This window comes from Spirulina subsalsa CS-330, assembly GCF_028330765.1.
GTDB lineage: Bacteria > Cyanobacteriota > Cyanobacteriia > Cyanobacteriales > Spirulinaceae > Spirulina > Spirulina subsalsa_A.
In genome coordinates this window covers 1-12,340 of record NZ_JAQMTY010000254.1, presented here as the reverse complement: position 1 = coordinate 12,340, position 12,340 = coordinate 1, and the positions used below count along the sequence as shown (strand labels likewise).

12 protein-coding genes are annotated in these 12,340 nt (G+C 57.3%); 4 read left to right on the top strand and 8 right to left on the bottom strand.

Annotated features, from left to right (window positions below; translation table 11 throughout):
* Positions 1-164: 164 nt before the first annotated feature.
* Positions 165-680 carry a hypothetical protein gene (locus PN477_RS17590; protein ID WP_272116455.1) on the bottom strand — a complete coding sequence of 172 codons (516 nt, stop codon included), beginning with the start codon at positions 678-680 and terminating at the stop codon, positions 165-167.
* Between the two features lie 84 nt (positions 681-764).
* On the opposite strand from PN477_RS17590, the gene csaB reads away from it, so the two are divergent.
* From csaB to nadC, 3 genes are read left to right on the top strand one after another with little or no spacing between them, the layout of a single operon-like run.
* A complete protein-coding gene (csaB, locus tag PN477_RS17585; protein WP_272116451.1) occupies positions 765-1,811 on the top strand; it encodes a polysaccharide pyruvyl transferase CsaB in 1,047 nt (348 codons plus the stop codon).
* 39 nt (positions 1,812-1,850) lie between these two features.
* Positions 1,851-2,582 (top strand): RadC family protein, encoded by a 732-nt coding sequence (radC, locus tag PN477_RS17580; protein WP_272116448.1) that lies wholly within the window; start codon positions 1,851-1,853, stop codon positions 2,580-2,582.
* A 51-nt stretch (positions 2,583-2,633) separates the two neighbouring features.
* Positions 2,634-3,515 (top strand): carboxylating nicotinate-nucleotide diphosphorylase, encoded by an 882-nt coding sequence (nadC, locus tag PN477_RS17575; protein ID WP_272116446.1) that lies wholly within the window; start codon positions 2,634-2,636, stop codon positions 3,513-3,515.
* Here nadC and PN477_RS17570 read toward each other — a convergent pair whose 3' ends face one another.
* From PN477_RS17570 to PN477_RS17550, 5 genes are all read right to left on the bottom strand, one after another.
* Entirely contained in the window at positions 3,516-4,745 is a 1,230-nt protein-coding gene (locus PN477_RS17570; RefSeq protein ID WP_072620490.1) for a DUF445 domain-containing protein, read from the bottom strand. It lies immediately after the preceding gene.
* 140 nt (positions 4,746-4,885) lie between these two features.
* Positions 4,886-5,602 carry a bifunctional demethylmenaquinone methyltransferase/2-methoxy-6-polyprenyl-1,4-benzoquinol methylase UbiE gene (ubiE, locus tag PN477_RS17565; protein WP_272116443.1) on the bottom strand — a complete coding sequence of 239 codons (717 nt, stop codon included), beginning with the start codon at positions 5,600-5,602 and terminating at the stop codon, positions 4,886-4,888.
* A 48-nt stretch (positions 5,603-5,650) separates the two neighbouring features.
* Positions 5,651-6,574 (bottom strand): response regulator, encoded by a 924-nt coding sequence (locus PN477_RS17560; protein WP_417158849.1) that lies wholly within the window; start codon positions 6,572-6,574, stop codon positions 5,651-5,653.
* 118 nt (positions 6,575-6,692) lie between these two features.
* On the bottom strand, positions 6,693-8,351 hold the full coding sequence (locus tag PN477_RS17555; RefSeq protein WP_272116439.1) for a glycosyltransferase family 39 protein: 1,659 nt from the start codon (positions 8,349-8,351) through the stop codon (positions 6,693-6,695).
* Positions 8,317-9,162 carry a BMC domain-containing protein gene (locus tag PN477_RS17550; RefSeq protein ID WP_272116437.1) on the bottom strand — a complete coding sequence of 282 codons (846 nt, stop codon included), beginning with the start codon at positions 9,160-9,162 and terminating at the stop codon, positions 8,317-8,319. Before PN477_RS17550 ends, PN477_RS17555 begins: the two co-directional genes overlap by 35 nt.
* 190 nt (positions 9,163-9,352) lie before the next feature.
* On the opposite strand from PN477_RS17550, the gene purN reads away from it, so the two are divergent.
* Positions 9,353-10,018, top strand: coding sequence for a phosphoribosylglycinamide formyltransferase (gene purN / locus PN477_RS17545; RefSeq protein ID WP_272116434.1), 666 nt, complete (start codon positions 9,353-9,355; stop codon positions 10,016-10,018).
* 70 nt (positions 10,019-10,088) lie between these two features.
* Here purN and PN477_RS17540 read toward each other — a convergent pair whose 3' ends face one another.
* Positions 10,089-11,036: an ABC transporter permease gene (locus tag PN477_RS17540; protein ID WP_072620492.1), complete on the bottom strand. Its 948-nt coding sequence runs from the start codon at positions 11,034-11,036 to the stop codon at positions 10,089-10,091.
* Positions 11,037-11,100: 64 nt separating this feature from the next.
* Positions 11,101-12,165 carry an ABC transporter permease gene (locus PN477_RS17535; RefSeq protein ID WP_272116432.1) on the bottom strand — a complete coding sequence of 355 codons (1,065 nt, stop codon included), beginning with the start codon at positions 12,163-12,165 and terminating at the stop codon, positions 11,101-11,103.
* Between the last annotated feature and the right edge of the window lie 175 nt (positions 12,166-12,340).

Sequence of the window (12,340 nt, the reverse complement as noted above, 5' to 3'; positions counted from 1 at the left end):
CGTTTGATCCCCCTAAATCCCCCTTAAAAAGGGGGACTTTTTTGCGTTCCCCCCTTTTTAAGGGGGGCTAGGGGGGATCGAGAGAAGGTGAACATCGTTAAGAGCAGTTTGTGTATAAGCAGTAGCCCCTAGGGAGAGGGGTTTGGGGTGAGGGATTGAGACTGTTACGGCAGACGGGTGCGGAGTTTCATCACATTTTCGCGGCTGAGATTGAGCTTGATTTCAAGGTGTTGCTGAGGGTCGCGCAAGAGGAGGATCGAGCGATCGCCCACCTGAGTGCAGGCAATTTCGGGATCATCGAGGTTGATGGTTTCGTAGCGGATGCCAGGAATACAGAGTTTCATCACCACCGTCGGTTGATTCTGGGGATAGAGATAGAGGGCCTGGCGGGCCATGTCGAGATCAAGCTGCTTCACGGTGATATTATGCTCGTGCTCATCCTCATCCTGTTGCCAATACACCGTGATCCCCGCAATCCGAGGATGATGCAGGGTAAAGGTATGGTCAAAGCGCTTGGGAGTCCAGTCTAATTCTTGGGTGCTGCCATGGGGCAGGATGAGTCGCTGGGCCAATTCAACGGTTTGGCCATTGAGACGGGTTAACCATTGACTGATCAAGGCAAAGTTATCGGCGTTATGGGCTGCATTGCTGTGGTGTTGCCAAATCAGAATCCCGTGCATAGTGTCTGAGAGAATTAAAGTCAAGTGCTTATACTTTAATGGCTTTTAGTGTAATCGGTGTATTGGACGTGATCGGGGGAAATAATGACTAAAAAAGCAGTGTTATGTGGCTATTACGGCAAAGGCAACGGCGGCGATGAGGCGTTGTTAGCGACCCTGTTGCAGATGTTGCCGGAGCATGTGCAGCCGATTGTGCTGTCGGGTAACCCCATGGAAACCTATAAACGCTACGGGGTGGAAAGTTGCGATCGCAACTCTGCCCTTGCCCTTTGGGATGCCTGCCGCAAAGCAGACTATTTTATTTGGGGCGGCGGCAGTTTGATGCAGGATGCCACCAGTTGGGCCAGTCCGATCTATTACGGCGGCGTGATGGGATTCGCGCAACAACAGGGCTTAACCTGTCTCGCTTGGGGTCAGGGGATTGGGCCGTTAAAGCGCCCCTTGACCCGTTGGCTCACGAAACAGGTTTTACAAGGCTGCGCGGCGGTGTCGGTGCGCGATCGCGCCTCCGCCGACCTCGTGCAACAGTGGGAGATCACCCCCGTTCTCGCCCCCGATCCCGTTTGGGCCCTCACGGCGGAACCCTGGGCCGGGAAACCCTGGCCCCGCCCCACCGTTGCCGTCACCCTCCGCCCCCATCCCAGCCTCACGAGCGATCGCCTCCAAACCCTAATCACCGCCCTCGCCCAATTCCAAACCCAAACCGACGTACATCTGCTCCTGGTTCCCTTCCAAGCCAGCCAAGACGGCCCCCTGGCTGAAGCGATCGCCGCCCAACTTCCCCAACCCGTGGAGATTATCCACGAACCCGACCCCTACCGCCTCAAGGGCCTCTTTCAACAGGTGGATCTCGCCATTGGGATGCGGTTGCACAGTTTAATCATGGCATTGTCTGAAGGTTGTCGCTCTGTGGCGTTGAGCTATGACCCAAAGGTGACGCAACTAATGGCAACGGTGGGGTTGCCGGGGTGGGAATTAACCGAGTTGCCCACCGATGCCAGCGCGATCGCGTCTCAGTGGCAACAGTGTTTAGAAGATGAGCCGATGGATGGGGAGGCGATCTCGCTGCTCAAAACCGAAGCCCAATGGCATCGGGATCTGCTCAACTTGGTGATGAATCCCCAGCCCTAGAGTAAAATCAACTCTATTCCCTCGTGTTGTCTTGCGTGTATGAGCTATAGTCTGCGCATTCTTGATCTACCTATTAGTGAACGCCCCCGCGAACGCCTGATCGAACAAGGGGCGAAAAATCTCGCCAATGCTGAACTATTGGCGATTCTCCTGGCCACGGGCCAAGGCCCTGGCAAACTGTCCGCTGTGGGGTTGGGGCAATTGATTTTACAGACCTTGGGAGAGGGCGATCGCGATCCCCTCGATGTGTTGCGCCAAACTGACCCCCAAGAATTGATGAACATCGACGGCATCGGCCCGGCAAAAGCGGCCACGATCCTCGCGGCGATCGAACTGGGGAAACGCTCCTTTCTGCTCCGTCCCGCCCCCCGCGCCCTGATCGACACCCCCCAAGCCGCCGTCGATGCCTTCAGCCATGACCTGATGTGGCAAGCCCAAGAACGCTTCGCCGTCCTGCTGTTGGATGTGAAAAACTGCCTGATCGGCACGCAGGTGATTTCCATCGGCACGGCCACGGAAACCCTCGCCCATCCCCGCGACATTTTCCGCGAAGTGATTCGCAAAAATGCCACCCGCGTCATCGTTGCCCATAACCACCCCTCCGGCAGCACCGACCCCTCCCCCGAAGATATCCACCTCACCGCCCAACTCCTCCAAGCCGCCCAACTCCTCGCCATCCCCCTCCTCGATCACCTCATCCTCGGCAATGGTCAATTCAGCAGCCTCCGCAAACTAACGGAACTCTGGGAACAATACCCCCAAGGCGATTAGCGATCGCAAAACTCGGTAGGATAAGGAGCGCACTGAACGATCAGAGAGATTATGCCTGCTGTGTTACCGCCTTGGGTTGTGCTTGATCCGTTGTTAGAGCAGTGGTTACGGGAGGATATTGGCCGGGGCGATCGCACCACTTCGGCCCTCTTTTCCCCCACCGCTCCCCCCACCACCGCCCATTGGATCGCCAAAGCTGATGGCGCGATCGCGGGTCTCGATTTGGCCGCACGGGTGTTTCAATTGCTCGACCCCCAGAGCCACAGCCAAAAACACTGCAACGATGGCGACCCCTGCCCGGCGGGAACCGTGTTAAGCGAATTCACCGCCACACCGGGAGCATTATTGACCGGGGAGCGAGTGGCGTTAAATCTGGTGATGCACCTCAGCGGCATCGCCACGGCAACGGCGGCCTATGTGGCGCAAATTGCCGATCTGCCGACGCGCTTTGTGGATACGCGCAAAACCACGCCCGGCCTGCGGATTCTGGAGAAATACGCCAGTCAGGTGGGGGGCGCGACGAATCATCGGATGGGGCTAGACGATGCGGTGATGTTGAAGGATAACCATATTGCGGCAGCGGGGGGGATTGGCAACGCGATCGCCCAAGTTCGCGCCGCCATGCCCTACCCGTTAAGCATTGAAGTGGAAACCACCAACCGGGCCGAAATTGAAGACGCGATCGCCCATCACGCCGACATCATCATGCTCGACAACATGACCCCCGCCGCGATGCGCGACGCGGTAGCCCTGATCCGTGCTGCTAACCCCCGCATCCAGATCGAGGCTTCCGGGAACATCACCCTCGCCACCATCCGCACCGTGGCGGAAACCGGCGTGGACTTCATCTCCAGCAGCGCCACGATGACGCGATCGCCCTGGCTCGACATCAGTATGCGCTGGGGTGCGCCACAGCTTGACGTTTGCCAGTGATTAGCGGAGGAGGAGCCAGGCGGATTGGAGGCTACCGATGACGAGGCCGAGGATGCCGCCTAGATTGACGATCGCTTGCAATTCACTTTTAACAATGCCCTGCACAGCGGCTTCTAACTCGGCGGCGGAGGTGGCCATGACGCGCTCAGAAATCACCTGATCGAGGGCAAGGATGGGGAGGATTTTGGCCACGAGGATTTCGAGTTCTTCTTCGAGGTAGCGTTCAAGGAGGAGGGCGAGTTCCCAACTGACGGTTTTTAGGGAGGTGTTGAGCACTTCCGAGTCGCGCAAGCGTTTGAGCAAGATTTTCGCGAGGCCGTCCCAATCCACCGATGCGCCCAACTGTTCGAGAAGGTCGCCCCCTTTATCGCGGACATAGGCGCGGATGCTTTCGCGGGTGGTTTTGCGCAGTTGGCGGACGGTGCTTAAGGGCAGGTTTTGGAGGGAAATATTTTGCAGCCAAAACCGAATGCGATCGCGCACTTCCAGCGATAACACCAACTCTTTTAAGCGAGCATTGGTGATTTCTTTTTCATCTAAACAAAACGTCCGCAACCGCACTAACGAATTGCGCACCCCGAATAAATTTGCCATCACCCAAGTCGTGCCGCTGGTTTTTTCCCGTAGCCCTTCGTCGATGATTTGAATATTGCGATCGGTGAGGAAATCGATCAAAGCTTGGCGGAGGACATCGGGCGGCAACACCACCTGCAAGAGCCAATCGGCGAGTTGGCGGGATTGGCTGTCGGTGAGTTGGAATTCCAACACCACTTGATCGAAAATATAGTTAATTTGCTCGGCTAAAAAATCTTCACGACGGGCCAAAACGCGCAGAATACGCGGCAACGAACCACTAAATAAATCCCGCAAAATATTGGCGAGAATGGTGGCGGTTTTTTGTTCTTGTTCGGCTTGGACTTGTTTGAGGGCCAGTTGCAAAAACCAGAGCAGGGCCTCTTGGACGCGCTCTTTTTGGAGCAGGCGTTTAGTGAGGCGTTGGAGTTCGCCGGGGGTGAGGAGTGACCCCATGATCGTGTCAGAAACGCGCCGAGCGAGGCGTTCTTGGTTGCGGGGGATGAGGCCGGGGGTGAAGGGCAATCGCCATTTGCCGATGTAGATCGCCTGGTAGGGGCGAAACAGCATTTGGATGGCTAGATCGTTGGTGAAGTAACCAATGATGCCGCCCGCAATGGGTGGAATCAACGCAAGCCAGAGGGTTTCAGGTTCCACAAGTCCAAAAAGTAAGCAGCAAGGGGGGCATCGGGCCGAGGGCCGAGAATGACGCGGTTGGGGGATGCGATCGCTGCTGGGGAGGTGATGGAATTGAGGGCGATCGCCGCTTGATCAAGCCAGGGAATGGCCGCAGCCTCTTAACGATTGTACGCTGTTTGGACAACGAGCACCCCCATCATCCCCCCAAAGAGGGGGTAATGGGCGGCGGTGGGGAAACCGGCTTGGTGGGCAAGGTCGATCTGTTCGCGGCCGGTGGGGAAGGTTTCGACACTGGGAGCAATGTAGGCGTAGTCGTCGGTGAGGTCGAAGCGGGTGGCGGTGGGGAGAACGACGTGATCGAGATACCAGGTTTGGAATTGGCGCACCCAGGGATGTTCCGGGCGGTGAAAGTCGAGGATGGCCGCTTTGCCGCCGGGCTTGAGGACGCGGTGGAGTTCCCGGAGGGCGAGGGGAATGTCGGTGACATTGCGCAGACCATAGCCCATGGTGGCGCAGTCGAAGGTATCGGCATCGCAGGGGATGGCGAGGGCATCGCCTTCGCGCCATTGGAGGGTGTGGGTACGGTGGGGAAATCGTGCCTGAGCGCGTTGGGTGGCGGTGTTGAGTTGGGCGTTTGAAAAATCAATGCCCCACACTTCCCCCTGAGGGCCGACGGCATCGGCGAGGAGAAGGGCAAGATCGCCACTGCCACAACAGAGGTCTAAGGCGCGATCGCCCCGCCGGGGTTCGGCCCATTGCACCGCCATTTTTTTCCAGACTCGATGCAGTCCCCAACTGAGTTGTTCGTTGAGGTCGTCGTAGACCGGGGCAATGCGGTCGAAGAGGTCGCGGATATTCTGGGCAGTGGCGGTCATAGATGCGCGGGAAAAGGGCAGAATCGGGGGAGCGTTGCGGGTCGGATTTTAGACGGCGGCAGCTAGGGCCAACACCGTCTGTTGGGCGGCGAGGTGGATCAGGTGAATTTCCTCTTCGCTGGGTTTGGGCGATCGCCCCCATTGCAACGACAGCACCGCTAAGAGTTGGTCGCGATAATGGAGGGGCAACACGAGATGGAGTTGTAACCCCGTCTCTTGGTAGGGTGTACCCTCTGGGGGCGGCGTGCTGGGGGAATTGACCCAAACTTGGGTTTTACCGCTAGCGATCGCCGTTTGCACCAGGGGATCACTGTCAATGGCAACGGGTTGATCGTGGCGACCTTCCGCCCCGCCCAATTGACCCGCCTGCACCTGACGCACCACACAACCATCCGCCGAAAAACTTTCGCCGAGCGCCGCCGCCAAGGGTTCGAGGCATTGAGCGAATTCCGTCGCCGATTGGGACACATCCGCGATGATCGAGAGCAATTTAGCTTGTTCTTCGGCGCGTTGGAGTTGTTCCGTGCGCTGCTTGAGCAGGTCGTAGGTTTCCGCCGCCCGATCAACAACCACCTTCAGTTCGTTGGGGTCCCAGGGTTTGGTGATGTATTTATAAACCTGGCCGGAATTGATCGCATCGACGAGATCTTCCACGTCGGTAAAACCCGTGAGAATAATCCGCACGGTGTCCGGGAAATCCGGCACGGTTTTACTGAGAAACTCTGTTCCTTTCATCTCTGGCATGCGTTGATCTGAGATGATGACAGCCACTTCCCCTTCTTCGGACAGGACATCTAAGGCACTGATGCCACTGTCGGCTTTAAAGACCCGAAAATCACGCCGAAAGGTGCGATAGAGCAGATCAAGATTATCTGGCTCGTCATCAACAACAAGCATTTTGGGTTTCTTTTTACGATCCATACTGGTTATCTGGCGTGTAACATCATCAAGGCCGGCGAGCAAGGTATTCATAAATCGATACACAACACCATCAGAGGTCAGACTGTGTGAATCTTGGTTTCACAGTTCAAAACCATCAACACAATCAGTCTTGGAACAGCATTCGCTTGTATTCAGATTACACCGGATCTTACGGTGAGGTTTTGCTTTTCTGGGAAATCTCATGACATTGATAGCGTTGATAGGGAAAGCCAATCCGATAAAAGTGGAGTGGATCAATCTGACAGTCTTGATCCTGTCGGAGGCGCACGGTTTCCGGAAAAGCATCATCGAGATATCCGGGCGCAATCATCCACAGGGCGTGGGGGGCGATCGCTAATTCCGTCGGGGACAGCGTTGCGAGGCGTTGCCACACGGGGTCATAGCCCTCAGCGTAGCTCAAGAGGGCAAAGGCGGCGGGTTGATCGGGGGGACGTTCGGCGGCGAGGGCGAGGCCATAGCTCAATCCGACGGCCATTTCTAAGGTGTTTTGATAGGCCATAACCACGAGGATGGGGGCGCGATCGCGGTTAAACTGCGCCGCCACCTCCGCCGGGGCATAGGGCTTCTGCAACGCCAGATCAAACACCACACAGAGGCTACTGAGCATCAACACCCCCGCCCACCGCCACCGCCATCGCTGCCCTGACCACACCGCCCCCAACAGCGCACAGACCGCCGGAAAATACACAAAGTGATAGCGGGGCGCGATGCTGATATCTTTCCCCAACCCATAGATCAAGAGAAAATATTCCACCACCACGATCGCCACCACCGTCGTTAGGGTGAAGCGCGTCACCGACGGGCCAAGCTGTCGCCACCCCTCGATCGTCTGACGGATCAGGAGAATAACGAGGACGAGGGTGAGGAGGCCAAGGCCGATTTGCAGCGATCGCGGTTGGCCTTCGATCGGGGGGACGAAGAGCATCACAATCCAGCCAACGAGGGTTTGAGCCAGGGGCGCGAGGCCAGCGGGGGGAGAGAGCCAGCCGGTTTTGGGGCTGTTGAGGTGTTGGAGGAGGACGGAGAGCCAGGGAATAAAGAATCCGAAGGGCAGGCTAAACAGGAGCAGATTGCGCCCCAGGTGGCCAGGGGTGATCGGGGGGCGATCGCGCCTCAAAAAGAGTAACAGCGTCACCCCCTGGGCCAGCACCGCCAGGGCACAAAAATAATGACTATAAATCGCCCCGCAACTAATCCCCCCCCACAACACCCAGAGCCAGGGCCGTTGGCGTTGGTGCTGGAGATCGTGGTGAATTTGGACTTGGGCGGTGAGGGCGATCGTGAGTAGCGCCATCGGGAGGGTGTAGTGTCGCGCTTCTTGGGAAAGATACACCGCAAAGGGAGACAGGGCCATCAACGCCGCCCCGGTTAACGCCGCCGATCGCGAAAACCCGACCCGATTTAACCCATAGATCATCACAATTCCCACCATCCCCCAGAGCACCGCAAAACTCCGGGTCGCCACTCGGAGCGATTCCCTCGGAACCCACTGCAGCCAGGTATGGAGGAGACAGAAAAAGAGGGGCGGATGGGTGGATTGGGTGGCGAGGTGGTGCGCGATCGCTGGGCAATCGGCGGCGGCGTTGAACTGAAACAGCAGCGGCAGGGCGGCCAGGGGCACAACCTGCTCCGTGGGAATGGCCTCAAACCCTAACCCCAGGCCGAAAATACTCGTGATCACCTCATCCACCCAGAGGGGTTTGAGATCAAGGCAGAGCAACCGTAATCCTAGGCCAACGCCGAGGATGAGGAGCAGGGTGAAGAGTTCCGCTCTATTCGAGTTCGTCGGCTTCAGGAATCGCTTCACGGTTTTCCAAAGGCAAAGCGGATTGGTCGAGGCGACGCAGGGGCACTTTTTCCAGTTCGGGCAGAGCCAAGCGTGATTTTTCCTGCTGTTGTTTGTCCTTGGGTAGGAGGTTGGGCAGGGGTTCGGGTTTGTCGAGCCAGAAGTCTGCGATCGGTAGGGTTTTTTCCAGATCATCCAAGGGGCGAGGAATCACCATCACCGCACTAAATTCGCCGATCCGTTCGGCCTCGTGCATCCCCACATCCACCGCCACCGCCACATTGGCCACCGTGCCGCGAATCAAGGCCGTACAAAGACCATCCCCAATTTTTTCATAGCCCGCCAAATGGACATCAGCGGCTTTCAACATTGCATCACAGGCCCCCACCAATGCCGGAAAACCCCGCGTTTCCAAGAGTCCGAGGGATTGATTGCTGAGGCGACTATGGCCGCGCTGTTCCTGTTCGAGTTCAAAATATTTCGAGCCAATGGGGAAGACGGCTTCAAGGTTGGGCATGGGACGCGCCAAGACCATTTTGGAAACCAGTTGCCCGAATTGATCCGCCGTTCGCGCTCCTTCTTCAACGGCGAGGCGCACATCGGCGGTTTTGCCCCGGATAATCGCGGTACAGTAGCCGCCGCCAATGTTTTCATAACCGACGAGGGTTACGCCTGCGGATTTGAGCATCATGTCTGCTGTGCCGACGATCGCCGGAAAACTGCGGGTCGAAACCAAGCCGAGGGCACTTTCGGTAATCACCCGGCGACGGGGCTGGAGTGGGGGCGCGGGGCGGGTGTTCACCAACCGAGACTTGATTTCAATTTGGGACATTGAGACTCACCTATGGATTGCGACGCGGGGGCGGGCATTGTGGAGTGTACCCATCCCCAGTGTATCCCGTTCGGTTCGGGCTGAGTTGAGGAAATCTAATCGAGGGGATTAAGTTTTTTGGGGGTGTTTTAAGATAGGGCGGGGAAATGGGGGATATTAAGATTGGTTTTGGTTCCAAGCGATGAAGGTCATGACAGAATCGGCAATCTTGCAAACGGTGGCGGACTCCCTCGGTTTTATTTCGCCTCCGGTTGATCCGGCGGCGTTGGTGCTGCCGCAGCCGCTGAAGTTGGGGGTGTTGGCCTCCGGGAGTGGGAGTAATTTCGGGGCGATCGCTCAGGCCATTCACGATCGCACCCTCAACGCCCAAATCCAAGTCTTAATCTACAACAATCCCAAGGCGACAGCGAAAGACCGGGCGGCGCAATTTGGCATTCCAACGGTGCTCCTCAACCATCGCCACTACGACAGCCGCGAGGCCCTTGATGATGCGATCGTGACCACCCTCAAAGCCCATGGTGTGGACTGGGTGGTGATGGCGGGCTGGATGCGGATTGTGACGGCGGTGCTGATCGATGCCTTCCCCGATCGCGTCCTCAATATTCACCCCAGCTTGCTCCCCAGTTTCCCCGGCATTCACGGCGTTGAGCAGGCCCTCGCCGCTGGGGTGAAGGTAACCGGCTGCACGGTTCACATCGCCCATCTCGCCGTTGATAGCGGGCCGATCATCATGCAAGCCGCTGTCCCCATTCTCCCCGACGACACCGCCGACAGCCTCCACGCCCGCATCCAAGTCCAAGAACACCGCATCTATCCCCAAGCGATCGCCCTCGCCGCCCACCTCGCCCAACTCTGAATAAGCGAAAAGCTCAGAAATTAAAGCCCCTCGCCCAGCGGGAGAGGGATTTGGGGTGAGGGTGTTCAAACTAGGATGACTCTTTGCCCAAGGCTCCCGGTGCGCCCGTGAGAGTCTTTTTCGGGGAACAGGTGATGATCATGATCGCCAGGGTGAGGACATAGGGAGCCGCGTTAAAGAGGTAATAAAACGAATCAACCCCGACGGATTGCAGCGCCGGGCCTAGGGCCTGCGCCCCGCCAAACAACAGGGACGCATAGAGACATTGCACCGGATTCCACCGCGCAAAAATCACCAACGCCACCGCCATTAACCCTTGACCACTGGAAATTAATTCCGTCCACACCCCCGGATAGTAAAGGGAGAGGGACGCGCCACCAATTCCGGCGAGGAAACTCCCCCCGACAATACTCAGCATCCGCACTTTGAAGATTGAGACCCCCATGGCGCGGGCGGCTTCCGGGGCATCTCCCACCGCACGGATCAGCAGGCCCCAACGGGTGGATTTAAAAAACCACTGCATGGCGGGGGCGAGGATGACCCCAAAGATAAAGAGGGGACTGATTCTTAAGGCGGCTTGGATGGCGGGAACATCGCTCCAAGCACCGAGGTTGAGGGTGGGAATTTGGGGGGCGACGGGTTGAATGAAGGGTTTGCCGAAGAAAAAAGCGATGCCGCTGCCGAAAATAATCATGGCGATGCCGACGGCCACATCATTAACGCGCCGTTGTTGAGACAGCCAACCGTGGATCGCACCGAGCACCATCCCAGCTAAACCGGCCACCAGCACCCCCAGAAACGGAGCCATGACATCCCCGACGGCTTCGCGGCTGAGATAGGAAACGGCGTAGGCGCTCATGGCTCCGGTGAGGAGGGTTCCTTCGAGGCCGAGGTTGATTTTGCCGCTTTTTTCCGTGAGGCATTCGCCTAAGCTGACGAAGAGAAAGGGTGTGCCGCCGCGCATGGTTCCGGCTGCGATCGCTAAGGGAACACCCCACCAACCCAATGCATCCGCCATAGTCTAAATCTCCTCTGTGCGTGTAACGATGAATAGGATAAAGCTGAAGGGATCGTGGGGGAGATTAGGCGGACGGATGCGCTAATTCGCTTTTCGGTTGGAGGGCGGGAATTTTGCCGTAGAGGGATTCGCTATAGAGGACGCAGAGAAAAACGAGACCCTGAAAGAGGAGCACGGTGGCATCGGGTAAACCGTGCGATCGCTGCAAAATCCCCCCACTGGCAAGAATGCCGCCCAGCAACATTGACACGATCGCCGCTGCGAGGGGGTTATGTCGCGCTACAAATGCCACCAGAATCCCGCCGTAGCCATAGCCCACATTCAGGGATTCATTGGCCCGCCCATGCACCGCCGCCACTTCCACCATCCCCGCCAACCCAGCACAAGACCCCGCCAGGAAACAAATGGCAAGGGTGAGTTGCCCCACGGGCAACCCGGCAATTCTGGCGGCGCGAATGTTGCCGCCAGCGGTACGGGCGGCAAACCCGAAGGTGGTGCGCTGAATCAAAATATAGGCAATGATGCAGGCAACGATGCCGTAGATTAACCCGAAGTGAATCCGCGTGCCGGGAATATCGCCGAGGCGGTTGATGTCTTCGAGGGGGAAACTAGAGGGTTTATTCAAGGATGAGGGATCGCGCATTGGCCCGCCCACGAGGTGATTAAGGAGGGCGATCGCAATATAGTTCATCAATAGACTACTGATCGTCTCATTCACCCCTCGCCAATGGCGCAACGCCCCAACGATCGCAATCCACGCCCCGCCAAACACCATGCCTAATAACGCCATGGCAATTTGCACAACGAACGGCGGCGCACTGGTTCCCATCGCTAACCCAGCAATGATCGCCCCAACACCGCCCATCACCAAGGCTCCTTCGTTACCAATGATCACTAACCCCAACCGGGCCGGCAAGGCGGTGCAAAGCGCACTCAACATCAACGGCGCAGCCCGAATTAAGGTGTTTTGCCAAGAACTCCATTGCCCAAACGCCGCCTTATAAATGGAGCCATAGACCCCAAAGGGATTCGCCCCAGCCGCCAGGCAGAACAGCCCAAATAACAACAACGCCACAATAATCGCGCCCATCGGCAGCAGAATAGCTTCAAAGGATTTGCGGGTCAGCATAGGGCAGAATAGCGTCAGGATTTAAGCTCGGTTCACTTTGACATACTCCCCCACTAAACCCTACGGGCTATAGTGGGAGATTCTGAACAGCCAGTTACCTGACCATTTATCCACTCAAACAACGAGAGTTGCAGAGGGTTGCTAGGCTCAACGACTAACGCCATTGATTTATCCT

What these genes read in the sequence shown, in the direction of transcription:
- PN477_RS17590 (WP_272116455.1), bottom strand. Translation starts at nt 680, where the DNA reads ATGCACGGGATTCTGATTTGGCAACACCACAGCAATGCAGCCCATAAC.
- csaB (WP_272116451.1), top strand. Translation starts at nt 765, where the DNA reads ATGACTAAAAAAGCAGTGTTATGTGGCTATTACGGCAAAGGCAACGGC.
- radC (WP_272116448.1), top strand. Translation starts at nt 1,851, where the DNA reads ATGAGCTATAGTCTGCGCATTCTTGATCTACCTATTAGTGAACGCCCC.
- nadC (WP_272116446.1), top strand. Translation starts at nt 2,634, where the DNA reads ATGCCTGCTGTGTTACCGCCTTGGGTTGTGCTTGATCCGTTGTTAGAG.
- ubiE (WP_272116443.1), bottom strand. Translation starts at nt 5,602, where the DNA reads ATGACCGCCACTGCCCAGAATATCCGCGACCTCTTCGACCGCATTGCC.
- PN477_RS17560 (WP_417158849.1), bottom strand. Translation starts at nt 6,574, where the DNA reads ATGAATACCTTGCTCGCCGGCCTTGATGATGTTACACGCCAGATAACC.
- PN477_RS17550 (WP_272116437.1), bottom strand. Translation starts at nt 9,162, where the DNA reads ATGTCCCAAATTGAAATCAAGTCTCGGTTGGTGAACACCCGCCCCGCG.
- purN (WP_272116434.1), top strand. Translation starts at nt 9,353, where the DNA reads ATGACAGAATCGGCAATCTTGCAAACGGTGGCGGACTCCCTCGGTTTT.
- PN477_RS17540 (WP_072620492.1), bottom strand. Translation starts at nt 11,036, where the DNA reads ATGGCGGATGCATTGGGTTGGTGGGGTGTTCCCTTAGCGATCGCAGCC.
- PN477_RS17535 (WP_272116432.1), bottom strand. Translation starts at nt 12,165, where the DNA reads ATGCTGACCCGCAAATCCTTTGAAGCTATTCTGCTGCCGATGGGCGCG.